This window comes from Bradyrhizobium sp. LB13.1 (genome assembly GCF_054056815.1).
Genome location: NZ_JBSRYQ010000001.1, coordinates 6,687,116 through 6,710,518, shown reverse-complemented (window position 1 = coordinate 6,710,518; position 23,403 = coordinate 6,687,116). Strand labels below are relative to the sequence as shown.

Genomic DNA, 23,403 nt, shown 5'->3' with positions numbered 1-23,403 from the left:
TCGTTCAGCATTCACGGAAGCAATGGTGGGTTACGCCTTCGGCTAACCCACCCTGCAAGAGCGGCTAAATCCGTCCCAGCAATAGCAAGATCAGCAGAATGACGATGACAAGTCCGAGGCCGCCGCCGCCATAATAGCCGGTGCCGTAAAACGGACCGCCGCCGATGCCGCTGAAGCCGCCGAGCAGGGCGATAACCAAAATGATCAGAATGATCGTACCGATAGACATGCGAATCTCCTCCAGCCCTTCTTGAAAGGGTCGTTTGCAGCCTGTCCCGTTGTGCGAGGGCAACTTGCCGCAGGTTTTAAAGTTCCCCCGATGAAACAGTGGTTGCACGGCCAGCTTGCATGGAACCTTTGACCCACCGGCCGGCATGACTATGTGAGGATCAGTCACTTACGGGTCAGGGCCATGTCAGCACCGCTTGTCGTCTCCATTCCGCACCGTCTCGGCCGCGAGGAGGCGGTGCGCCGGCTCAAGACCGGGCTCGGCCGCGCCGCGGCCAGCATTCCGGTGATGCAGGTCGAGGAGGAGCGCTGGAGCGGTGACAGCATGAATTTTTGCATCCGCGCGCTGGGGCAGATCGCGAGCGGCCAGGTCGATGTCGCCGACGACCACGTCAAGGTGCAGGTGGTGCTGCCCTGGCTGTTGCAGCGCTTTGCCGAGATGGCGCAGGCCACGATCCGCAAGCGCGGCCAGCTGCTGCTGGGCAAAGACGAAAAAAGCTAGCGTTCACGCGCGGGCGCGCGGTCGCATCGGCCTCGCCGCACCCGCGGCACGCGCCGAGATGACAGAAGCGGGAAAATTGCCAAGCGCCTGCGCGAGCAGCAGATCGTTGCCCGCAAGACCCGGCACGTGGTAGCCCGTGACGTCGATGGCAGCGTCGAACCCATCTAGCATCGGCCATTCGCGTCCTGCTTGCGTGAAGGGTGCGAACTGGCGCCCGACCACGACGATCGCCGCGGCGCGGCCGTGGCGGCGGGCAAAGGCCACGACATGGTCGGCGTGCGCGCCCCGAACCTGAAGCGGCTGGTAATCCCCTCGCGCGAAGACGTCAGGGAGTTCGTTGCGCAGCTTGAGGAGGTGCCGCGTCCAGGCCAGCTTGAGCTGGCCGTCTGGCCAGCTCTTGATCAGATCATTCCAATCCGGATCGTCCAGCGTGTCCAGCGCTGCGTGTCGCGCGGAAAAATCCACCGGGCGGCGGTTGTCGGGATCGACCAGCGACAGGTCCCAGAATTCGGTGCCCTGGTAGAAGTCGGGCACGCCCGGCAATGTCGCCTTGAGCGTGAGCTGGCTCAGCGCGTTCAGCGCGCCGAGCAGCGCGACGCGGCGCGCCAGGGTTTGCAGCGCCTCCAGGAATTCGCCGGATTGCGCGGGATCGAGGACCTTCGCGATGAAGCTCTTGACGCCGTTCTCATAGGCCTCGTGCGGGTTGAGCCAGCTCGTCTCCTCCTTGCCCTCACGCGCGGCTTTGAGCGCATAGGCCTGGATGCGCTCGACGAAACCGGCGTCGGCCGGCTCCTGGAGCGACCAGGCGCCGAGCAGGGTCTGGTAGAGCATGTATTCGAACGTTGCCGACGGGGCACGCAGATTGCCGTCGAGCGCAATGTGCGGTGCGTTCAGGACCTTCCAGCGGGCCACCGCGCTGGTCCATTCGCCGGGAATTTCACTCAGGGCCGCGATCCGCGCGCGGGCGTCCTCGCCGCGTTTCGTGTCATGGGTGGCGGTCGCCGTCATTCCTTGCGGCCATTCCCTGGCGCGGGCCTGCATGATCTCGTGGAAAGCGGGAACGGTGAGGCCGCTGCTCGCGGGATCACCGCCGACCTCGTTCATCGCGAGCAGCCGGTGGAATTGATAGAACGCGGTGTCCTCCAGCGACTTTGCCATCATCGGCCCGGTGAACTGCTGCACCTTCAGCGCAAAGCGGCGCACCCGCGGGGCGCTGTGCGGGGGACGGCCAGGCTTGAGCAGGTCCATGGTGAGCGCGTCGCGCAGGAAGTCGAAGATGCCGTCGTCCGCAGCGAACCATTCCCGGCGAGCGTGCTCAATGGTGTCGTCGATCAGCTTACGATCGTTCGCCGTCGGCGCACTTGTCGTCAGGTAGGTGCGGTACACCGGGAAATGCAGCACATAGAGCTCGAGTGCCTGCCGCAGGCTGTCGGCGGAAAAGTCGCGGGTCGAGTAGTGCCCATTGGCGATGCGCGCAAGCAGGCGCGTCAGAACTGTGAATTCGCTGGTCAGCAGCGTCTCAAGCACGCGCCTTTTGGCGTCCTTGACGTAAGGCGCGAGCCGTGGCGGCCGATTGCTGATCTGTCGCCAGGTTTCGTCCAGGGCCTCAAGCCCCTTGGCGTCGACCAGAACGTGAGTGATGGCGTTCATCCACTCATAGCCGGTGGTGCCCTGGATGCCGGCGAGATGCGGCAGACGCTCGTGCTCGCACAGGATCTTCTCGATCACCGTATAGAACGGCTTCGTCGTGCCCTGCGCGTCGCGCACCAGCCGGCGCAGCCGCTGGCAATATTGCGCAGGATCGCGCAGGCCGTCGATATGATCGAGGCGGATGCCCTGCAGTCTGCCCTCGGCAATGAGTTGCTTCACCAGCCGGTGCGTGGCGGCGAACGTGCCGGGGTCCTCGACGCGCAGGCCGGCGAGCCCGTTGACGTCGAAGAAGCGGCGATAGTTGATATCGCTGGAGGCAAGCCGCCAGTGCCCGAGCTTGTAGTGCTGACGTTCCAGCAGGTGATGCAGCGCCAGCGTCTGCGCGGGGCGGTCCTTGGCGGCACGATAGGCGCCGAGACCGCGCGCGACGATGTCGGCGCTGCCTGCGATCTCCCTAAGCTCCGCCTTGAAGCCGGGCGCTTCCTTGCGGTTGGGGCGGCGCAGTCCCGTGTAGCGTGCCGCCAGCGACAGCAGGCGCTTGCCGGCTTCGCTCTCGGCCGCGTCCGCCTCCTTCACGATCATGCGCAGCATTTCACCATAGCGCTCCGGCGCGATCGGCAGGCGGTGCTCGAAATACCAGGCCGAGAAGCTGCCTTCGTCGGAATCGTAGCGCAGGTCGATCTCGCCGCGCTCAAGTGCTTCACCATAGGAGGCGCCGAGGATCGGCAGCAGCACGCCGTCGCGGGCGCGGTAGGGCAGCAGATCCCAGTCGATGTCGAAGGAAACTGCGTGCGGCGAAGTCTGGCCCCATTCCAGCACGTCCAGCCACCAGGGATTGTCGGCAAAGTGGACGCCGACATGGTTCGGCACGAAATCGATGATGAGGCCAAGGTCGTTCTGCGTCAGCGCCTCGCTCAGTCGCGCGAAGCCGGCCTCGCCGCCGAGCTCCGGATTAAGCTGGCTGTGATCGACGGTGTCATAGCCGTGCGTCGAGCCCTTGCGGGCCTTCATCACCGGCGAGGTGTAGAGATGCGTGATCCCCAGCGCCTTTAGATAGGGTACCACCGCGGTGGCCTTGTCGAAGTCGAAATCCGCGGTGAGCTGAAGCCGGTAGGTTGCGAGAGGAATGGCTGGAGGCATCTCAACCTCCGAGACGCCAGACCACCGACCAAGGCGGAAGCTTGTCGCCGGCCGCGCCGCCCCAGATCGGGGTGCCCTCACTGCCGTCGGAGTATGCGATGTCTTTGTCGGACAGATTGGCGACCAGACGCAACGTCGCGCCATCTCCCATGCGCCAATGTGCGGTGAGCAGGCCGCTATCGGCTACGGCGGCATCACCGAAGCGCGCATCTTTTAGTCGTGGCGCGATCTCTTTGTGGCGAAGCGCGAGCAGCTCCCGCACCAGCGCGAGACGTGTGTTCTGTTCCGGCGTGTGGCCGGTCCAGTCAAGCACGGCCGCTTGCAGCGTTGCCGGATCGAGCGGGTCGGGCACCTCGTCGCCGTATTTTTCGTAAGCCCAGGCGTACTCCTGCTTGCGCCCCGCGCGCACGGCATCGGCAAGGCTGCCCTGGAAATCGCAGAAGAACGGGAAGGGCGCGGTGCAGCCCCACTCCTCGCCCTGAAACAGCATCGGCACCATCGGCGCGAGCAAGGTCACCGCGAGTGCGGCTTCGATCTGCCTGGGCGATGCCAGGCTCTCGAGTCGTTCGCCCAGCGGCCTGTTGCCGATCTGGTCATGGTTTTGCAGGAAGTTGACGAAGGTCGCCGGCGGCAGCTCGCCGCTTTTTTCGCCGCGCGGCTTCTTGCCCCAGAATTCCGAGATTTCGCCCTGATAGACGAAGCCGGATGCAAGCGTGCGTGCGAGATCGAGGCGCGGCGTTTGATAGTCCGCGTAATAGCCGGCGAGCTCACCAGTCAGCATCACGTGCCAGACGTGGTGGTAGTCGTCGTTCCACTGTCCGCGATATTTGCCGTTCGGGGGCTCCTGCGCGGCGTCGAGCAGGCTCACGCGGTTATCGCCGTTCTCCAGCACGACATGGATGTGCCGTCCCGTTGCCTTGGCAAGCTCGCCTGCGGCGATGCTGAGGTCTTGCAGCATCGATTGCTCGCCGGGGGGGGCCATGATGTGATTGGCGGCATCGAGCCTCAGGCCGTCGAAGCGGTAGTCGGTGAGCCATGACAGTGCGTTCTCGACGGCGAAAGCGCGAACCTGCGGCACGCGATAATCGATCGCACTGCCCCATGGCGTGTGCGCATCGGTGAAGAAGGCCGGCGCATAGCGGCCGAGGTAATTCCCCTCGGGACCGAAATGATTGTAGACGACGTCGAGGAACACCATCAGCCCGCGCAGATGTGCTTCGTCGATCAGCGTCTTCAAATCATCGGGGCGGCCATAAGCGCTGTCGGGTGCGTACCACAGCACGCCGTCATAACCCCAGCCGCGGCAGCCGGCGAAATCGGCCAGCGGCATCAGCTCGACCGCGGTGATCCCGGTTGCGACGAGATGATCGAGCTTGTCGATCATGGCACGATAGGTGCCTTCAGCAGTGAAGGTGCCGACATGCGTCTCGATCAGCGCAGTCTGCTCCCAGGGGCGGCCGCGCCAATCGCGCGCGCGCCAGGCGAAGGCATCGTGATCGATCACTTCGCTCGGGCCGAACACGTCTTCGGGCTGGAATGCAGACGCCGGATCGGGCACGTCGATCTCGTCGTCGATCCTGAATTTGTAGGTGCTGCCAACGGCCAGGCCGACAATGTCGGCGACATACCAGCCATCCTGCCGGCGCTGCATCGCGTGTCGTCCGTCGAGCAGGAGATCGACACGGCGCGCGGCGGGCGCCCACAGCCGGAACGACACGCTGTCCTTGGTCAGCCTCGCCCCGAAGGATGGCCTCATAGCGCCCCCGCGAAAGCGAGCACGGAGCGCGGCGGCGCCTTGCTGGCGCTTCCGGGCTGGAAGTCGATCGTGTTCAGCTTGGCCTCGGTCGTGTTCAGGATCTGCTGCCAGCTCTTGTATTCGGTCATTTTTGGCAATTTGAATGCGATCTCTTCGGGGGCGGCGTTCAGTACGATAAAGATCGCGGCGCTGCCCGGTTCCATCGGCCCCATCACATAGGAAAGAAACCGCCCTTCCGGGAATTTCCAGTCGCTTTCCGTCATTTCGTCGCCGGCCGGCGTCAGCCACAGCGCGCCGTAGGAGATGCCGTCTTTAGGGCGGCCGTCGAGCCAGCGATGGCTACGAAGCTGCGAGAACCGGCGGCGGATATCGGCGAGTTCGGCGACGAAATCGACCATGCCGTCGCCGTCCTTGCCGAGATTGTCCCAGCCGACCCAGCCGACCTCGTTGTCCTGGCAATAGGCGTTGTTGTTGCCCGATTGCGAATTGCCGACCTCGTCGCCGGCGAGGATCAGCGGAATGCCCTGCGCCAGCATCAGGCAGGCCAGCACGTTCTTGCGAAGCTGCCGGCGCAAGCTGAGGATTTGGGGATCGTCGGTCGGGCCCTCGACACCGCAATTGTTGCTATGGTTGTCGTTGGAGCCGTCGCGGTTGTCCTCGCCATTGGCCTCGTTGTGCTTCTCATTGTAGCTGAAGAGATCGGCAAGCGTGAAACCGTCATGGACGGTGATGTGGTTGATGCTGGCGCGCGGCCGCCGTCCGTCGTGGTTGAACAAGTCGGAGGACGCCGTCATGCGGCTGGAGATGTCGCCGATCAGGCTGCCTTCGCCGCTCCAGTAGCGGCGCATGGCGCTGCGGTAACGGTCGTTCCACTCCGACCATTGCGAGGGAAATGCACCGACCTGGTAGCCGCCGAGGCCGAGATCCCAGGGTTCGGCGACGAGCTTGACGCTCGCCAGCACCGGATCCTGCCGGATCGCGGTGAGGAATGAGCTGCCGCGATCATAACCGTTCGGCCCGCGCGCCAGCGTGGTGGCGAGGTCGAAACGGAAGCCGTCGACGTGGCAGACCTCGACCCAGTAGCGCAGCGAATCCATCACCATCTGCAGCACGCGCGGGTGGGTGAGGTTGACCGACGAGCCGCAGCCGGTGAAATCGTCGTAATAGCGCGGGTTTTCGCGGTTCAGCCAGTAATAGGAGGCGTTGTCGATGCCGCGATAGCACAGCGTCGGGCCGAGGTGATTGCCCTCGGCAGTGTGGTTGTAGACGACGTCGAGCATCACCTCGATGCCGGCATCGTGCAGGCGTGCAATCGTGGTGCGAAATGAGTCGAGCGCGTTGTCCTGGGCATAGCGTGCCTCGGGCGCGAAAAAGGACAGCGTGTTGTAGCCCCAGTAATTGGCTAGCTTCTTCTCCACCAGGATGCGGTCGTCGATGAACGCGTGGATCGGCAGGAGCTCGACCGTGGTGACGCCGAGCTTCTTCAGATGCTCGATCATCGCCGGCGACGACAGCCCGCCATAGGTGCCGCGCAAATTCGGCGGAACGTCGTTGCGCTTCTGCGTCAGGCCCTTGATGTGAGCCTCGTAGATGATGGTATCTTCCCAGGGGATGTTGGGCCGGATCTCGCGGCGGCCCCAGTTGAAGGTCTCGTCGACCACGACGCCCTTCGGCATGCCGCGCGCGTTGTCGCGCCGGTCGAAGGAGAGATCTTCACGCGGGCTTCCGGTGCGGTAGGCGAAATGCGCGTCACTCCAGACCAGCCGCCCGGAAAGCCGCTTGGCATAGGGGTCGAGCAGCAGCTTGTTGGCGTTGAAGCGATGCCCCTGCTCGGGCTCGTAGGGGCCATGCACGCGGTAGCCGTAGAGCTGGCCGGGCGAAACGTCGTTGAGATAGCCGTGCCAGACGTCCTCGGTGCGCTCCGGCAGTTCGATGCGCTCGAGTTCGCGGCGGCCTTGTGTGTCGAACAGGCACAGCTCGACCTTCTGCGCGTTGGCGGAGAACAGCGCGAAATTGGTGCCGCGTCCGTCCCAGCTTGCGCCGAGGCGTGCGGGCGATCCAGCAGTCAGGCGCATCGTTCAGCTTTCCGGAACGAGGAAGATCCCGGCGAGCGGCGGAATGGTGAGGCGGAGCTCGCCATCGACAGCATGGACTTCGCCGATGTTGCCGACATTACTGCCGCCGTAGTGGGCGGAGTCCGAGTTGAACACTTCCTTCCACTTGCCGCCGAAGGGCGCGCGAACGCGGTAGTTGCGATAGACGTTGGGTGAGAAGTTGACGATCACCATGCACCGGGCGTGCTCGTCAAATCCCTTGCGCAGCCAAGCGAACACGTTGCGGTTGGCGTCGTCGGTGACAAGCCATTCGAAACCGGCCGGCTCGCAGTCCATCTGGTGCAGAGCGGGCACCGCGCGATAGAGCCGGTTGAGGTCGCGGATCAGCGCCTGGATGCCGGAATGAGTCTTGTGCTCGAGCAAGTGCCAGTCGAGCGATTGGTCGTGATTCCATTCGCGGCTTTGCGCGATCTCGGCACCCATGAACAGCAGCTTCTTGCCGGGATGGCCGAACATGAAGCTGTAATAGGCGCGCAGATTCGCAAAGCGCTGCCATTCGTCGCCGGGCATGCGGCCCAGGATCGAGCGCTTGCCGTGCACGACCTCGTCATGCGACAGCGGCAGGACGAAGTTTTCCGAGAAGGCATAGTGCAGGCCGAACAGAATGTCGCCGTGATGATGCTTGCGGTGGATCGGATCCTTGCTGATGTAGTTCAGCGTGTCGTGCATCCAACCCATGTTCCACTTGTAGCCGAAGCCGAGCCCGCCGAATTCGACCGGGCGCGAGACCTGCGGCCATGCGGTGGACTCTTCGGCGGCCGTGGTCGCCTGCGGGAAACGCGCGAACAGCTCGGTGTTGAAGCGGCGCAGGAACGCGATCGCCTCGATGTTCTCCCGGCCGCCATGCTGATTCGGAATCCACGCGCCGGGCGGGCGGCTGTAGTCGAGGTAGAGCATGGATGCGACCGCATCGACGCGCAAGCCATCGATAGCGTAACGCTCGAGCCAGAACAGCGCGTTCGACACCAGGAAGTTCGTCACTTCGGTGCGGCCGTAATTGTAGATCAGCGTGCCCCAATCGAGGTGACGGCCCTGGAGCGGATTGGCGTGCTCGTACAGTGCTGTGCCGTCAAAACTGCCGAGCCCGTGCGGATCGTCCGGGAAGTGGCCAGGCACCCAGTCGAGCAGCACGCCGACGCCCTCGCGGTGGCAGGCATCGACCAATGCGGCAAAATCCTCCGGCGTGCCGAAGCGGCTGGTCGGCGCATACAGGCCGGTCGGCTGGTAGCCCCATGAGCCGTCGAAAGGATGCTCGCTGACGGGGAGAAATTCGAGATGAGTGAAGCCCATGTCACGGGCGTAGGCCGGCAGCTGCTCGGCCAACTCCCGATAGGTCAGCCATTCATCTCCGTTCTTGCGCCGCCACGAGCCGAGATGGACCTCGTAGATCGACATCGGCGCCGACAATGCGTTGATGCCGTCGGGTGCCGGTCGCGGCCGCGGCAGATGCGCCTCGTCGAACACGATGGAAGCCGTCTTCGGCCGCACCTCGCTTGCAAACGCCATCGGATCGGACTTCAGCGGGAGTAGATGGCCATGGGGTCCGATAATTTCGAACTTGTAGTGGTCGCCGGCCTTGGCGTGTGGGATGAATAACTCCCAATAACCTGCGCCGCGCACCCGCATCGGATGGCGCCGCCCGTCCCAGAAATTGAAATCGCCGACCACGGAGACGCGCCGTGCATTCGGCGCCAGCACTACGAAGCCGATGCCATCGATATCTTCGAGCCGCATCGGATGCGCGCCGAGCTTGTCGTAAAGGCGCTGGTGGGTGCCTTCGCCGAGCAGATAGAGATCGAAATCGGACAGGATCGGCGGAAAGCGGTAGGCGTCCTCGAATTCGACGACGCTGTCGCCGAATTTGACGCGGAGCTGGTAGTGCTTCGAGCCATTCGGCAGGCTGCCGATGAACAGGCCGGCATCGTGGACGCGGTCGAGCCGGGCCACCTCGCCATGCTCGCTGACCGCCTCGACATTGGAGGCTTCGGGGAGAAACGCGCGCACAACACTCTTGCCGCCCTCGGGATGCAGCCCGAGATAGTGGAAGGGGTCGGAGTGGCGGCCCTCGATGATCGCATAGGCCTCGGCAGGGAGTTTAGGCATGGGCTTCGCTCTCGGTGCTGGACAGAATGCGAAGCAGTCCGGACAGCGGCGCATGGAGCCCCTCAGGCCGGTGGGACAGCTCGTACTCTACTTCGTCGAACGCTTGATCAAGCAGGAAAAAACTTAACAGGCCTGCCGCGGATTGCCGATCCACTGGCCACAGCCGCCGATCCGTCGTGGCCTCGCGGTAGGCGTTGAGGAACGTCGCAGTGGCGCGCTCGCGCCATTCGCCGAGCGCGGCCGTAAGCCGGCCCTGCTCGTCGGAGGCGCCCGTGAGCGCGCGGTTGAGCGCCGCGTTAACCGAAAGATCAATCGAGCGGATCAGGCCGGCGACGTCGCGCGCGGCAGGCAGCTTGCGCCGCTTGTCGGCCAGCGGCAAACGCGGATCTCCGTCGAAGTCGATGATGAAGATATCGTCCTTTACGATCAGCGTTTGCCCGAGGCGGAAGTCGCCATGATGACGGATGTTCAACCCGCCGATCTCGGAAGGCAATAGCGCATTCAGCCGGCCGGACAGGGACGCACGCATCGCCACGAGCTGATCGATCAGCGGCCGGTCCGCCTCTCGCAGGCCGCCGCGAGTGTCGGCCAGCCGCTCGAGAACGCGCTCGGCCCGTCTCGTCAGGTCGGATGTCCAGCGCTCGACGTGTGCGGAGCCGATCGACTCCGGCGCGAGATCGTCGGGCTTTGCGGCCGCCAGAGCCACATGCAGCTCGGCGAGCCGCCGGCCAATCTGCGCTATGAAGTGCAGATATGGCGCTTGCTCCTGGGTCTCGCGGAGCATCTCGCCCGGTGGCAGCACCCTTTGCTCGTCGATATAGCGGTCGAGATAGCCCGCGGTGACGGCCCAGCCATCGCCCTGGTTCTCGACATAGGCGTGCAGCACGCCGACCGCGCTGCGACTATCGCCTTCGACCAGCTCGACGTTGCCGAGCAGTGCCGGCGTATTGGCAAAGCGGGCGATTTCGGTGAGGTAGGAGCCGATCTCGATCTCGGGATTGATGCCGCTTTCAAGCCGGCGATAGATCTTGGCGACATACTGGTTGTCGACCAGTGCGGTGCTGTTCGACTGCTCGACCGTGCGGATGCGTTCGGGCTCCTTGATGGTGTAATCGGCAAACCTGCTGGTCGCCTTGAACTCCAGCCGCAGATTGTTCTCTTCCACCACCAGGTTCTGCGACAGATTGCGCAGGAACAGACCGATGAAGATCTGCTCTGTCGCAACGTCGAGCAGCGTGCCTTCGCGGGCACCCTGGCGCACGGCGGCGAGCGCCTTCGGGTTGAAGCGTTCGCGATCGAAGCGCACCCACTCAATCTGCATCGGTACGACGTAGCGGGTGGTCACATCGTGGCGGGTCGCTTCGAAGAACGCGATCCAGGGCCTGTTGTCGCCGATGTCGCAGAACGGCACCGCCGAGGTCAGCGTGGGCTTGATGTGCTTGGGATTGTTTTCTGGATACCACCGCGTCCGTGACAGGAACCCCGGCAGCACATCGCGCTCGAACATTCCGCGTTCGCGTGCCAGAGAGACCCAGGTCGAATTGACAGGTACCACCAGCGTTTCGAATTCCGGCACCGCGCGCGGCGTCACCGGCTCGGACTTGTCGCGCTCGGTGAGCTGGAACCAGTAGAAGCCATAGGGCCCCAGCGTGACCATGTAGGGCAGTTCGCCGATCGCCGGAAAACGCGTGCGGCCGAGCATCTCCTGCGGGATGCGGTCCTTCCACGGCGACAGATCGAGCTCGGTTGCCTGCGCGGCGCGCGAGAGGTTCGCGACGCAGAGGATCACCTCGTCGCGGTACTGCCGGACATAGGCCAGCACAGCGCGGTTGGTCGGGCGGATGAAGGTCATGGTCCCGCGGCCGAAGGCGAGCGTGGACTTGCGCACCGAGATCAGCCGTTTGGTGGCGTTGAGCTGCGACGAAAGGCTGCGCGACTGCGCTTCCACGTTCACGGACTCGTAGCCATAGACGGGGTCCATGATCGGCGGCGCGTAAAGGCGGGCCGGATCAGCGCGTGAGAAGCCGCCATTGCGGTCCGGGCTCCACTGCATCGGCGTGCGCACGCCGTTGCGGTCGCCGAGATAGATGTTGTCGCCCATCCCGATCTCGTCGCCGTAATAGATGATCGGCGTACCAGGGAAGGACAACAGCAGCGAGTTCATCAGCTCGATCTTGCGCCGGTCGTTGTCCATCAGCGGCGCAAGGCGCCGGCGGATGCCGACATTGATGCGGGCGCGCGGATCATTGGCGTAGGTCGACCACAGATAATCGCGTTCGACGTCGGTGACCATTTCCAGCGTCAGCTCGTCATGGTTTCGCAGGAACAGCGCCCACTGGCAGCTTGAAGGAATGTCCGGCGTCTGTCGCAGTATGTCTGTGATCGGAAAGCGGTCTTCTTGCGCGATCGCCATGTAGATGCGCGGCATCAGCGGGAAGTGGTAGGCCATGTGGCATTCGTCGCCACGTCCGAAATATTCCTGCACGTCCTCCGGCCATTGATTGGCCTCGGCCAGCAGCAACTTGCCCTTGGAATAGGCGTCCAATTCCTTGCGCAGGCGCTTGATGATTGAATGCGTCTCGGGAAGGTTCTCGTTCGAGGTGCCCTCGCGCTCGCAGAGATAGGGGATGGCATCGAGCCGGAAGCCGTCGACGCCGGCATCGAGCCAGCGCTTCATCACCTGGATGAGCGCGCTGACGACGCGCGGATTGTCGAAATTGAGATCCGGCTGGTGCGAGAAGAAGCGGTGCCAGTAGAACGCGCCGGCTTCGGGATCCCAGGTCCAGTTGGACTTCTCGGTATCGGTGAAAATGATCCGCGTACCTTGGTATTTCTGATCGGTGTCGCTCCAGACATACCAATTGCGGGCGCTCGAGCCTGCCGGGCTGCGGCGCGCACGCTTGAACCAATTGTGCTGGTCCGAGGTGTGGTTGACGACGAGTTCGGTGATGACGCGCAAGCCGCGCTTCTGCGCCTCCTGGATGAAGCGCTTGAAATCTTTCATCGTCCCGAAATCGGGATTGATCGAGCCGTAGTCGCCAATGTCGTAGCCGTCGTCGCGGCCGGGCGAGGGATAGAACGGCAGCAGCCAGAGCGCGGTGACGCCGAGCTCCTGGAGATAGGGCAGCTTCTCGGTCAGCCCGGCGAAGTCGCCGATGCCGTCATTGTTGCTGTCGGCAAACGCCTTGACGTGAAGCTGGTAGATAACGGCGTCCTTGTACCAGAGTTCATCCACGATCCTGGCAGCCTCGGCTTTCTTGGTGTCGACGGAAGACAATACGTTCATGGCGTGCGCCTTTACGCCAGGCAGCGGAACAGCAGCGCCGGATCGCGGTCGGGATCGATACGCAATTTGATCCCGCCCCATTCGATGCGGGACTGTTCGCCGGTGAGGAGATTTTCGAGTCCGGTGACATGGCGGCGCTCGCCGCCGACATCGATGGCGAGGTCGCCGAGCGGCAACCAGAACTCGCGTGCATTGCGCGAGAGCGCGATCGCGGCAATGACGGTATTGGCGGGATCGGCGGCCTCCTTGGCAAAAGCAATCGTGTCGCCGTCCTCAATGCCGAGGAGGCGCAGGTTCGCCGTCTGCTGAAGGGCTACGTTTTCGTTGCGGATACGATTTAGCTCCGTGATGTACGGCTTAATGTTGCCGGGCTTGTCCCAGTCGCGCTGTCTGATCTGGTATTTCTCGGAGTCGAGATATTCCTCGCGGCCGGGGATCGCGTCGTGCTCCAGCAATTCGAACCCGCTGTAGACGCCGTAACTGCCGGACAGTGTCGCGGCCAGCGCGACGCGCGATTTGAACGCCCAGGTCTCGCCGCCCTGGAGATGATATGGCAGCAGGTCGGGCGTGCTCACGAACAGGTTCGGCCGATAGAAGTCACGTTCGGGATAGCGCGTCAGCTCGCCGAGATATTGCTCCAGCTCCCACTTCGCCGTGCGCCACGGGAAATAGCTGAAGGACTGCGCAAAGCCGAGCTTGGCGAGGCCCTTCATCAGCTTCGGTCGCGCGAACGTCTTGGAGAACAGGATCACCTCGGGGTGCCGGCGGCGGATATCGCGGATCAGCCACTCCCAGAAAGCAAGCGGCGCGGTGTCGTGATTATCGATGGCAAAGATGGTGACACCGTGGTCGATCCAGAACAGCATGGCGTCGCGAAACGCGTTCCACAGTCCGGCCTGATCGACGGACGTGAAATCGGGGATGACGATATCGGAATAGGACCCCTCAGCCGTCCGCGCCGAGCGGTCCGGCCGCCATTTGAACCATTCCGGATGCTGCGTCAGCCAGGGATGGTCCGGCGAGCATTGCACGGCAAAGTCGAGCGCGAGCTCGAGGCCGTATTCCAGGCAGGTCGCGACCAGCGCGCGGAAATCCTCGATCGTGCCGAGCTCCGGATGCAGCGCATCGTGCCCCCCCTCGATGGTGCCGATCGCATAAGGCGAGCCGGGATCGCCTTCGGTCGCTACCGGCGCGTTGTTGCGGCCCTTGCGGCGGGTGCGGCCAATGGGGTGGATCGGCGTGAAGTAGAGTACGTCGAAGCCCATCGCCGCGATCTCGGGCACCCGCGCGATGCAGTCGCGGAGCGTGCCGTGCCGGCCTGGAATTTGGCTCTGGCTGCGCGGCATCATCTGATACCAGGCGCCAAAGCGCGCCTTGTCGCGGTCGATGATGAGCGGGAAGGGCGCCGAGCGGGTGAGGTCGGGCCGCGATTGGCTCTCGGCCATGGCTTCGCCGAGTTCAGTTGCCAGCAGCGGGGCAACGTCGCCGGTCTGAAGATAGTCCTCGCATTGCCTGACGATGACAGCCGCGGCGTCCTGCCGCGCGCCATGCGCCTTGGTCAGAAGGCCGGCGCCCTCGATCGCATCGAGGCTGACATCGGCACCAGAGCGCTGCTTGCGCGCGACCCCGTGCGACCACGTCGCGAACTCGTCGGTCCAGGCTTCGATCGCATAGACATATTTGCCGGGCTCAACCGGTGTGAACGCGCCGGACCAGCGGTCATTGCCGTGAGGGATCATCGGCTCGCTCCGCCATTCGCGGTCCTGCTCTTGCCGCCAGATCAGCGCTGCGCCGATCACGCCGTCGCCGTCGCGGTAGATGTCGGCCCAGACCTCGACCGGTTCGCGCGCGATCCGCTTCACGGGGAAGCGGCCGCCATCGATCAAGGGATAGACGTCTTCGATGAGGAAAGCGCTGCCGGCTGCGGCACTCTCGACAGTTTGAATTGTCTTGTTCACGGTGATGCCATTGACAAGAAAGCAGGAGCCCGTTTCCCTTGTCGGGAACCTACGCTTGATACCTATATAGAAAGCCGGTTGGGTGTCATTAGTTCCCTCGGGAACGGCAAGCGCGGTTTGTGAGTTAAGCCTGACTAACGTCTTCCACCGCCTCGTTAAAATCAATACCCCCGGCCAAAATCTGGCCTGCCAACTGCGTGCCGAATGGATCTTTTAGCTCAAGCCCAGATCAAGGGCGTTCAGTCCGAATTCGTCGATGCCCTCGGAAAGCTGCGGATCACCGATCCCGTGGCCCTCAAATCCATCCTCGACGCCCTGCCGGAGAAGCGGGTCTATCGCTTCGTTAGCGGACCCGTGGTGGTGCGCGCCTTGGGCCATCCGCGCACCGAATTGGTGACAATCGGTGCACCGCCGCTCAAATGGACGATGACCGGCAATGGCAATTTGATCGCGCAAGGTGAGGCGCGCGAGCCCGTGATTGCATGGCCCGCCGGTCTGCCGCTCGGCTATCACCGTCTGACGCTGACCGATGCCGAAGGCGTGAGCGAAGAGGCGCCGATGATCGTGGCGCCCGAGCGGGCCTTTGGCGGCGATTTCGACCGCGGCTGGCTGCTTGCTGTGCAGCTCTACAGCGTCCGCTCCGACCGAAATTGGGGCATCGGTGATTTCACTGATCTTGCCGATCTCGTCCGGCTCGCCAAGCAGTTGGGGGCCGACGGCGTCGGGCTTAATCCTCTGCATGTGTTGTTCGACGACCATCCGGCCGATTGCAGCCCCTATTCGCCGAACAGCCGGCTGTTTCTCAATCCGCTCTATATCGATGTCGAGGCAATCCCGGAATTTTCCGGCGATCTCGTCCCCGACGCGGCCGCAACCGCCGCGCGGCTCCGTGAAGGCGATCGTGTGCCCTATGCGGACATGGCGGCCTTGAAGTGGTTGGCCTTGCGCGCCGCCTTCGACAGCTTCGTGAAAAGCGCCAGCGGTGTCCGCCGCAACCAGTTCGACGCCTTCCGCGCGGCGCGCGCGCCGCTGTTGTCCCGCTTTGCCTGCTTCGAGGTGCTACGCCATCGCTTCACGGCGCCGTGGTGGGAATGGCCGGTGGAATGGCAGCAGCCGGACGAGGCGAAATGCGCCCGACTGCGCAACGGGCCGGACAAGCACGACGTCGAGTTCGTTGAATTCGTGCAATGGACCGCCGATAGCCAGTTGCATGCCGCCAAGGAACTGGCCGGCCAACTTGGCATGCGCGTGGGCCTCTATCTCGACGTCGCCGTCGGCGTGCAGTCCAACGGCTTCGATGCCTGGAACGAGCAGATGGCGATCTCGCGCCATCTCGCGGTCGGTGCGCCGCCTGACGTGCTCAACACCGTCGGCCAGGACTGGGGCCTTGCCGGCTTCAATGCCGGTGGCCTGGAGGCTCAGTCCTTCGTGCCGTTCGCCGACATGCTGGCCGCTTCGATGCGGCATGCCGGGGCCATCCGCCTCGATCACGTGCTGGGGCTGAAGCGGCTTTATCTGGTGCCGCGCGGTTTCAAGCCGGATAATGGCGCCTATGTGCAGATGCCGTTCGAGGCGCTGCTTGGCGCCGTGGTGCGTGAAAGCGCGGCGAACAAATGCATCGTGATCGGCGAGGACCTCGGCACCGTGCCGGAAGGATTCCGCGAGACCATGCAGGATTTCGGCATCTGGTCCTATCTCGTCATGATGTTCGAGCGCGACGATGCCGGCCATTTCCGCAACACCGATCACTACCGGCCCAACGCGCTGGTCACGCTGAACACGCATGATCTGTGCACCTATGCCGGCTGGCGCTCCTTCAGCGATCTCAGGATGAAGCTCTCGCTCGGGCTCGACCCCGGCGAGGACGAGAAGGCGCGCTGGGATGCGCTCGGCAAGCTCGACGACATCCTGCGCCAGAACGGCATCAACGCCAACGACCTTTATTCGGTGCTCGCCTTCCTGTCGCGCACGCCGTCGCGGCTGCTCGCAGTGTCGCTGGAGGACCTGCTCGGCGTGATCGATCAGCCCAACATTCCCGGCACGATCGACGAGCATCCGAACTGGCGCCAGCGCCTGCCGGTTGCGCTCGACAAGATCGCCTCGAAGGTCGATCTCGCAGCTTTGAAGGCCGCGACACGGGAACGCTCGTTGCCCGGCGGGCGTTGATTGCTGAGGATTTCCGAAACGCCGTTTTCGAGGCTCGCACGACATTGTCTCAGAGGATCGAGGACTATGCGCTGATCGGCGACTGCGAGACCGCGGCGCTGGTCGGGCGCAACGGTTCGATCGACTGGCTGTGCTGGCCGGCCTTCGATTCCGACGCCTGCTTCGCTGCGATCCTCGGCACGCACAAGAACGGCCGCTGGTTGATCGCACCGGACGAGGACGTCACCGCGACGTCGCGCCGCTATCTCGGCGACACCCTCATCCTCGAGACGCGCTTCGAGACGAAGAGCGGCACCGTTGCGCTGATCGACTTCATGCCGCTGCGCGGCAAGGCCTCCGACATCGTGCGGCTGGTCCGCGGCGTCAGCGGCACGGTGAAGATGCGGATGGAGCTCGTGATCCGCTTCGGCTTCGGTGTCGACATTCCCTGGGTGCGGCGGATTGACCATTCGCTGCTTGCGGTCGCCGGCCAGGACATGACGGTGCTCCGTACGCCGGCAAAGACCCGCGGCGAGGATATGACAACCGTGTCCGACTTCGAGGTAAAAGCCGGCGAGACCGTGCCGTTCGTGCTGACCTACGGTCCCTCGCATCTCGAACCGCCCGCGCCGATCGATCCGGAGGTCGCGCTCCAGGAGACCGAAAAATTCTGGCAGGACTGGTGCAGCAAATGCATCCGCGACGGCGACTATCACGATCTCATTATGCGCTCGCTGATCACGCTGAAGGCGCTGACCTTTGGCCCGACCGGCGGCATCGTCGCCGCGCCCACCACCTCGTTGCCGGAGAAGCTCGGCGGCAGCAGGAATTGGGATTACCGTTTCTGTTGGCTGCGCGATGCCACCTTCACGCTGCTGGCGCTGATGAATTCCGGCTATACCGAGGAAGCGTTGGCCTGGCACAATTGGCTGTTGCGCGCGGCGGCAGGCTCGCCGGCGAACATGCAGATCATGTACGGCATCTGGGGCCAGCGGCGGCTGCTGGAATGGGAGGCGGGCTGGCTGGACGGCTATGAGGGCGGACGGCCGGTGCGGGTCGGCAATGCCGCGCATGCGCAGCTTCAGCTCGACGTCTATGGCGAGCTGATCGACGCCTTTCATCAGTCACGCATGGCCAAGCTCAAGCTCGACGACGAAACGACCTGGGCGCTGGAATGCAACGTGCTCAATCATCTCGCCGAGGTCTGGGACGAGCCCGACCACGGCATCTGGGAGCGGCGCGGCGAGCCCAGGCACTACGTCTTCTCGAAGGTGATGACCTGGGTCGCCTTCGATCGCGGCATCAAGAGTGCCGAGACTTTTGGCTTCAAGGCGCCGCTTCTGCATTGGCGCGCGTTGCGCGATGCGATCCATCGCGACGTCTGCAACAAGGGATTTGACGCAGAGGAAAACGCCTTCGTCGAATCCTACGGTTCGAAACTGCTTGATGCCAGCGTGCTTCTGTTGCCGGCCGTCGGCTTCCTGCCGCCATCGGACCCGCGCATCCGTGGCACCATGGGGGCTATCGAGAACCACATGATGCGCGACGGTTTCGTGCTGCGGCACGACCCGCGCGAAGTGCCTGCGGGACAGCCGCCGCTCGAAGGCGCGTTCCTCGCCTGTAGCCTGTGGCTCGCCGACGCCCATGTGCTGGCGGGCGATCTCGACAAGGCGCAGATCTTGTTCGACCGCGTGGTCGGTATCGCGAACGACGTCGGGCTATTGGCCGAGGAATATGATTCAGGCGCCAGGCGCCAGACCGGCAACTTCCCGCAGGCACTGACCCATATCGCGCTGATCAACACCGCGCACAATCTGTCCGCGGCGAGGCAAGGGAGCGAGAAGCCGGCGGTGCAGCGGTCGAAGCAGTGACTTAAGCGACCCCGTTCCGCTTCAGGATCATCTCCATCGCCTCCGCAAAACCGTCCTGCTCGTTGGTCGCGGTGACGTGGCTGGCATGGTCCTTGACGCTGTCGGTCGCGTTGCCCATGGCGATCGAGACGCCGCTGACGCGAAACATCGCGAGGTCGTTCTGCATGTCGCCGATGGTGGCGACGGCGTCCGTTGAAATGCCGAGGCGCTTGGCCATGGCTTGCACGAATGTACCTTTGTCGAAGCCGGGCGGAGTGATGTCGAGATAATATGTTTGCGAACGCACTGCGGTCGCCTCGCTGCCGAGCGCCTTCTGCATCGCCTTCTCGCAAGCTTCTAGGCCGGCTGCATCGGCGCTGGCTCCGACGATCTTGCAGGCGCTCGCAAGGTAGGGCGAGAAGTCCGTCACGATGGTCGGGTCAGAGCGGATGGTGTGCTGTTCATGCGCGACGTATTTACCGCTGGGGTTGTCGATCAGCCATTTGTCGGTGGTGAACAGCCAGATGTCGGCGCCGAAGTCGCGGAGGATTTTTAAGCTTCGCTCGGCCGCGCCGGCCGGGATGAGATGCTGCTCGACCGGGTTCATCTCGGGATCGACGATCGATGAGCCGTTGAACGGGCCGACCGGCAGCCAGAGCGCCAGCGGGTCGATCAGGAAGCGCATGCCGATCGCGGGGCGGCTCGACGTTATCGTGAAACCGATGCCGGCCTGGTGCAGCCGCTGCACCGCGGACCTCGCGCGCTCCGTCAGCGTCTTGTCCTTGGTCAGCAGCGTACCGTCGACGTCGGAGACCACGAGTGAGATTTTCGTCATGGCAGGACCTTGGGGGTTTTTGGCCTCAGCGCTTCGCGACGCCCGGTTTCAGCTGCCGTACAACCCCGTCCACGATCGCTTCGACGGATTCGTCGATCGAGACGGTGATGACGTGCTCGCCCGCCTCCGGCGGTTCCAGCGTGCTGAACTGGCTCGTCAGCAGCCCGGGCGGCATGAAGTGCCCCTTGCGTTGCGCGAGACGAGCGGCGATCAGCTCCTTCGTGCCCCTGAGGAAGACGAAGCGCACGTCGTCGCGTCCACGCAGGAGCACGTTACGATAGGTGTGCTTCAGCGCCGAGCTAGGCGATGATGATTTGCTCGCCTTTGTCGCAGACCCGCGCAATCTCGTCGGCGATGGCGTTGAGCCAGGGCCAGCGGTCCTCGTCGGTGAGAGGATGGCCAGCACGCATCTTCTCGACATTGCTGGCGGGGTGAAAGCTGTCGCCGTCCTCGAAGCGCCAGCCGAGGCGCTCGCCGAGCGCTTTTGCAACCGTGCTCTTGCCCGAGCCCGACACGCCCATCACGATCAATGCACAAGGTGCTTCAACGCCCGCCACGAATTCCCTCCGGTAGCGCGGCCTGGTCGACCAGCCAGACGGTCTCACCATTCGAGCGCGCGCGTACAGCCGGCAGAGTCTCGCCATTGAGGAGGCGCGTCAAGATCGGCTGCTTGTCGTGCCCCGCAATCTCGAACAGCATTTCGCGGCAGGATGCCAGCGCGGGCAGGGTGAGGGATACCCGCGGCACGAAAGGCGCGACATTGGCCTTGGGGACCCCGACGACCCAGCGCATGGTCTCCTCGATCGCGGGGTAGCCCGGAAAGAGCGAAGCCGTATGGCCGTCCGGGCCCGCACCCATCAAAACCATGTCGAACAGCGGCCGTGCCGGATCGAGGCTTTCCGCGCCGTAGAAAGACTGCAGCTCGCGCGCATAAGCCGCGGCGCTCTGATCAGGGTTGTCAGCCGCCGTCGGGATCGGGTGAATATGGCCGGGGGGTGCATTCCGATCGAGAAAGGTCGCGCGCGCGATCGCCATGTTGTTGAGGGGATCGCTTTCGGGCACGAAGCGCTCGTCACCGATGAACCAGTGCACGCGCTCCCATGGGATCTTGCCGCGCCAGGCATCGCTGCCAAGCAGCTGATAGAGCTTCGTTGGGCTGGAGCCGCCGGTGAGGCAGATCGCGATCCGCCCGAGATTGGCCTCGATCCGCGCCATCACCCGCTCGGCGGCGGCCTGCGCCAGCGCCTCGGCGTCTGCCTCGACGATCAGCTTCGGCTGTCCGGCCGCTGCCATCACGAAAACTTCCGCCAGCTTCGGCCGTCGCGACGGAGCAACTCATCAGCGCAGGCGGGGCCGTCGCTGCCGGCTTGATAGGTCTCGATGCCGTTCGTGCCCGCGTTCTTCCAGGCGTCCAGGAACGGCTGCACCGCTTGCCACCCGGCCTCGATTCCGTCGGCGCGCTGGAACAGGATGTTGTCGCCGATCATGCAGTCGTAGATCAACGTCTCGTAGCCGGTACTGGGATCGGCCCGGAAATAGTCGCCATAGCGAAACTTCATCTCGACGCCGTCGATGGTGATGCTAGGGCCCGGGATCTTGGCGTTGAACTGGAGCTCGATGGTTTCGGTCGGCGCGATGCCGATGGTGAGGAAGTTTTGCGAGAGCCGGTCGACCGCCGTGCCTGAGAACATGGACAGCGGCGCCTGCTTGAACTTGATCGCGACCTCGGTGCGCTTGTGGCCCAGCGCCTTGCCGGTGCGCAAGTAGAACGGCACGCCGGCCCAGCGCCAATTGTCGATCATCAGCTTCAGCGCGACAAAAGTCTCGGTGGTGCTGCCGCGCTTGACGTCCTCGGTCTTGCGATAGTCCGGGATCTCATCGTCGCCGATGCGCCCCGAGAGATATTGCGCGCGCACCGAGCTCTTCAGCGCTTCCTCCTCGCTCGGCTGCTGGATCGAGGTCAAAACCTCGGCCTTTTCCGAGCGCACGGAATGCGCGTCGAAACGGGCCGGCGGCTCCATCGCCACCAGCGACATCAGCTGAAACAGGTGGTTCGGCACCATGTCGCGGAGCGCACCGGTGGCGTCATAAAAGCCGCCGCGATGGCCGACGCCGAGCTTCTCCTCCACCGTGATCTGGATGTGGTCGATATGGTTGCGATTCCAGATCGGTTCGAACATGCCGTTGGCAAAGCGCAGTACCAGGATGTTCTGCACCGTCTCCTTGCCGAGATAGTGATCGATCCGGTAGATCTGGTGCTCCTGCATGATCTTCAGCAACTCGGCGTTCAGCGCGCGCGCGGAGGCGAGGTCGGTGCCGAACGGCTTTTCGATCACCAGTCGCCGCCAGGTGCCGTTCTCCTTCATCATGCCGGTGCGGCCGAGCTCGCGCGCGGTCGGCGCGAACGCGGCGGGCGGGGTCGCCAGGTAGAACAAGCGGTTGCCGCCGGTGTCTTGCGCGCATTCGAGCGCATCGAGATGTTCGCGCAAGCGATCGAAGGATGGCGGGTCTTTTGGATCCGCTTCGACGAAGCTGACGCGCTCCAGGAGTTTCTTGGCGACGACGTCGTCCACGGAGCGGGTCGCAAACTCACGCAGGCCTTTCATCAGGCTGTCGCGGAGCTCGTCGTCCGACATGGCGTTGCGGCCCACCCCGACGACGCAGAACTTCTCCGGCAACATATGTTCGGCAGCAAGATTGTAAAGTGACGGCATCACGAGGCGGTGAGTGAGATCACCGGTGACACCAAAAATGACAAAGGCGCAATTTTCCGGCTTGCGCTTTGGCTGCTGGTCTTTTGTCACGAATTACTGGCCTTCGCTTTGTGGACTTCCTCTTACTCGGACTTCTTATTTGGACTTCGGCTCCTTGTGGCCGCCAAAGCCCGCGCGCATCGCGGAGAGAATTTTCTCGGCGAAAGTGTGTTGCTGCCGCGAACGGAAACGTGTGTAGAGCGCGGCCGTCAAAACTTCGGCCGGCACGGCCTCGTCGATCGCTGCGTTCACGGTCCAGCGTCCTTCGCCGGAATCTTCGACGAAGCCGGAATATTCCGTCAGCGCCGGGCTGTCGGCGAGTGCCGTCGAGGTGAGGTCGAGCAGCCAGGACGGTATCACGGAGCCGCGCCGCCACACTTCGGCGATATCGGCGAGATCGAAATCGTAACGATGATCCGCCGGCAACGCCTCGATGCTGGCGTTCTTGAGGATGTCAAAACCTTCGGCATAGGCCTGCATCAAGCCGTATTCGATGCCGTTGTGGATCATCTTGACGAAATGCCCGGCGCCGACAGGGCCAGCATGGATGTAGCCCTGCTCGATGCGGGAATCGCGCCCCTCGCGTCCCTCCGTGCGCGGAATGTCGCCGGCGCCGGGCGCGAGCGCGGCGAAGATCGGATCGAGCCGGTCGACCACCTGTTTCTCGCCGCCGATCATCATGCAATAGCCGCGGTCGAGGCCCCAGACGCCGCCGGAGGTGCCGACGTCGACATAGTGGATGCCGCGCGTCTTCAGCGCCTTGCCGCGGCGGACGTCGTCCTGCCAGAAGGTGTTGCCGCCGTCGATGATGACGTCGCCTTCCTGCATCACGCCCGCGATCGTGCCGATCGTGGTCTCGGTGATGTGGCCGGCCGGCAGCATCACCCAGGCCGTACGCGGCCGCTCGAGTTTCGAGATGAACTCCTCCAGCGTCGCGGAGCCAACCGCGCCGTCTGCGGCGAGGCCAGCGACGGCCTTGGCGTCCTTGTCGTAGACCACGGTCGAGTGGCCGTGGCGCATCAGCCGGCGAACGATGTTGCCGCCCATTCGGCCGAGACCGATCATGCCGAGTTGCATCTGAGA

The 23,403-nt window shown here is 63.9% G+C and carries 14 protein-coding genes and 1 pseudogene; 3 read left to right on the top strand and 12 right to left on the bottom strand.

Annotation, left to right across the window (positions count from 1 at the left end; translation table 11 throughout):
* Window positions 1–64: 64 nt before the first annotated feature.
* Window positions 65–229: a DUF3309 family protein gene (locus ACVWYI_RS32415; protein WP_007595743.1), complete on the bottom strand. Its 165-nt coding sequence runs from the start codon at window positions 227–229 to the stop codon at window positions 65–67.
* 183 nt (window positions 230–412) lie between these two features.
* Between ACVWYI_RS32415 and ACVWYI_RS32410 the strand changes: the two genes are divergently transcribed.
* On the top strand, window positions 413–730 hold the full coding sequence (locus tag ACVWYI_RS32410) for a polyhydroxyalkanoic acid system family protein (RefSeq protein ID WP_456664201.1): 318 nt from the start codon (window positions 413–415) through the stop codon (window positions 728–730).
* A gap of 3 nt (window positions 731–733) precedes the next feature.
* Here ACVWYI_RS32410 and treY read toward each other — a convergent pair whose 3' ends face one another.
* Genes treY through ACVWYI_RS32380 form a run of 6 tightly spaced genes read right to left on the bottom strand, consistent with a single transcriptional unit; the run spans window position 734 to window position 14,737 of the window.
* Window positions 734–3,520, bottom strand: coding sequence for a malto-oligosyltrehalose synthase (treY, locus tag ACVWYI_RS32405; RefSeq protein WP_456664200.1), 2,787 nt, complete (start codon window positions 3,518–3,520; stop codon window positions 734–736).
* A 1-nt stretch (window position 3,521) separates the two neighbouring features.
* On the bottom strand, window positions 3,522–5,276 hold the full coding sequence (treZ, locus tag ACVWYI_RS32400) for a malto-oligosyltrehalose trehalohydrolase (protein ID WP_456664199.1): 1,755 nt from the start codon (window positions 5,274–5,276) through the stop codon (window positions 3,522–3,524).
* Complete coding sequence (glgX, locus tag ACVWYI_RS32395) at window positions 5,273–7,351, bottom strand: glycogen debranching protein GlgX (RefSeq protein WP_354051945.1); 2,079 nt, start codon at window positions 7,349–7,351, stop codon at window positions 5,273–5,275. Before glgX ends, treZ begins: the two co-directional genes overlap by 4 nt.
* A 3-nt stretch (window positions 7,352–7,354) precedes the next feature.
* The gene (gene glgB, locus ACVWYI_RS32390) at window positions 7,355–9,493 is read right to left on the bottom strand and encodes a 1,4-alpha-glucan branching protein GlgB (RefSeq protein WP_456664198.1); all 2,139 of its coding nucleotides are present in this window, start codon (window positions 9,491–9,493) and stop codon (window positions 7,355–7,357) included.
* Window positions 9,486–12,779 (bottom strand): maltose alpha-D-glucosyltransferase, encoded by a 3,294-nt coding sequence (gene treS / locus ACVWYI_RS32385; RefSeq protein ID WP_456664197.1) that lies wholly within the window; start codon window positions 12,777–12,779, stop codon window positions 9,486–9,488. Before treS ends, glgB begins: the two co-directional genes overlap by 8 nt.
* An 11-nt stretch (window positions 12,780–12,790) precedes the next feature.
* Window positions 12,791–14,737 carry a maltotransferase domain-containing protein gene (locus ACVWYI_RS32380; protein ID WP_456664196.1) on the bottom strand — a complete coding sequence of 649 codons (1,947 nt, stop codon included), beginning with the start codon at window positions 14,735–14,737 and terminating at the stop codon, window positions 12,791–12,793.
* A 204-nt stretch (window positions 14,738–14,941) separates the two neighbouring features.
* Here ACVWYI_RS32380 and malQ point away from each other — a divergent pair, with 204 nt between their 5' ends.
* Together malQ and ACVWYI_RS32370 are read left to right on the top strand one after the other, a co-directional pair.
* Window positions 14,942–16,903: a 4-alpha-glucanotransferase gene (gene malQ / locus ACVWYI_RS32375; protein WP_456664195.1), complete on the top strand. Its 1,962-nt coding sequence runs from the start codon at window positions 14,942–14,944 to the stop codon at window positions 16,901–16,903.
* A 44-nt stretch (window positions 16,904–16,947) separates the two neighbouring features.
* A complete protein-coding gene (locus tag ACVWYI_RS32370) occupies window positions 16,948–18,753 on the top strand; it encodes a glycoside hydrolase family 15 protein (RefSeq protein ID WP_456664194.1) in 1,806 nt (601 codons plus the stop codon).
* A 1-nt stretch (window position 18,754) separates the two neighbouring features.
* On the opposite strand, the gene ACVWYI_RS32365 is transcribed toward ACVWYI_RS32370, so the two are convergent.
* The 5 genes and pseudogenes from ACVWYI_RS32365 to gnd form a co-directional block, all read right to left on the bottom strand.
* The gene (locus ACVWYI_RS32365; protein WP_456648735.1) at window positions 18,755–19,567 is read right to left on the bottom strand and encodes an HAD family hydrolase; all 813 of its coding nucleotides are present in this window, start codon (window positions 19,565–19,567) and stop codon (window positions 18,755–18,757) included.
* Between the two features lie 25 nt (window positions 19,568–19,592).
* Window positions 19,593–20,124 (bottom strand): annotated as a pseudogene (locus ACVWYI_RS32360) (gluconokinase).
* Window positions 20,111–20,860 carry a 6-phosphogluconolactonase gene (gene pgl / locus ACVWYI_RS32355; RefSeq protein WP_456649777.1) on the bottom strand — a complete coding sequence of 250 codons (750 nt, stop codon included), beginning with the start codon at window positions 20,858–20,860 and terminating at the stop codon, window positions 20,111–20,113. The pseudogene ACVWYI_RS32360 and the gene pgl overlap by 14 nt, the downstream one beginning before the upstream one ends.
* On the bottom strand, window positions 20,860–22,371 hold the full coding sequence (gene zwf, locus ACVWYI_RS32350) for a glucose-6-phosphate dehydrogenase (protein ID WP_354105773.1): 1,512 nt from the start codon (window positions 22,369–22,371) through the stop codon (window positions 20,860–20,862). Before zwf ends, pgl begins: the two co-directional genes overlap by 1 nt.
* A 45-nt stretch (window positions 22,372–22,416) precedes the next feature.
* Complete coding sequence (gene gnd, locus ACVWYI_RS32345; protein ID WP_456664193.1) at window positions 22,417–23,397, bottom strand: phosphogluconate dehydrogenase (NAD(+)-dependent, decarboxylating); 981 nt, start codon at window positions 23,395–23,397, stop codon at window positions 22,417–22,419.
* Between the last annotated feature and the right edge of the window lie 6 nt (window positions 23,398–23,403).

What these genes read in the sequence shown, in the direction of transcription:
- ACVWYI_RS32365 (WP_456648735.1), bottom strand. Translation starts at nt 19,567, where the DNA reads ATGACGAAAATCTCACTCGTGGTCTCCGACGTCGACGGTACGCTGCTG.
- gnd (WP_456664193.1), bottom strand. Translation starts at nt 23,397, where the DNA reads ATGCAACTCGGCATGATCGGTCTCGGCCGAATGGGCGGCAACATCGTT.
- glgX (WP_354051945.1), bottom strand. Translation starts at nt 7,351, where the DNA reads ATGCGCCTGACTGCTGGATCGCCCGCACGCCTCGGCGCAAGCTGGGAC.
- treZ (WP_456664199.1), bottom strand. Translation starts at nt 5,276, where the DNA reads ATGAGGCCATCCTTCGGGGCGAGGCTGACCAAGGACAGCGTGTCGTTC.
- ACVWYI_RS32410 (WP_456664201.1), top strand. Translation starts at nt 413, where the DNA reads ATGTCAGCACCGCTTGTCGTCTCCATTCCGCACCGTCTCGGCCGCGAG.
- ACVWYI_RS32415 (WP_007595743.1), bottom strand. Translation starts at nt 229, where the DNA reads ATGTCTATCGGTACGATCATTCTGATCATTTTGGTTATCGCCCTGCTC.
- malQ (WP_456664195.1), top strand. Translation starts at nt 14,942, where the DNA reads ATGGATCTTTTAGCTCAAGCCCAGATCAAGGGCGTTCAGTCCGAATTC.
- pgl (WP_456649777.1), bottom strand. Translation starts at nt 20,860, where the DNA reads ATGGCAGCGGCCGGACAGCCGAAGCTGATCGTCGAGGCAGACGCCGAG.
- glgB (WP_456664198.1), bottom strand. Translation starts at nt 9,493, where the DNA reads ATGCCTAAACTCCCTGCCGAGGCCTATGCGATCATCGAGGGCCGCCAC.
- treY (WP_456664200.1), bottom strand. Translation starts at nt 3,520, where the DNA reads ATGCCTCCAGCCATTCCTCTCGCAACCTACCGGCTTCAGCTCACCGCG.
- treS (WP_456664197.1), bottom strand. Translation starts at nt 12,779, where the DNA reads ATGAACGTATTGTCTTCCGTCGACACCAAGAAAGCCGAGGCTGCCAGG.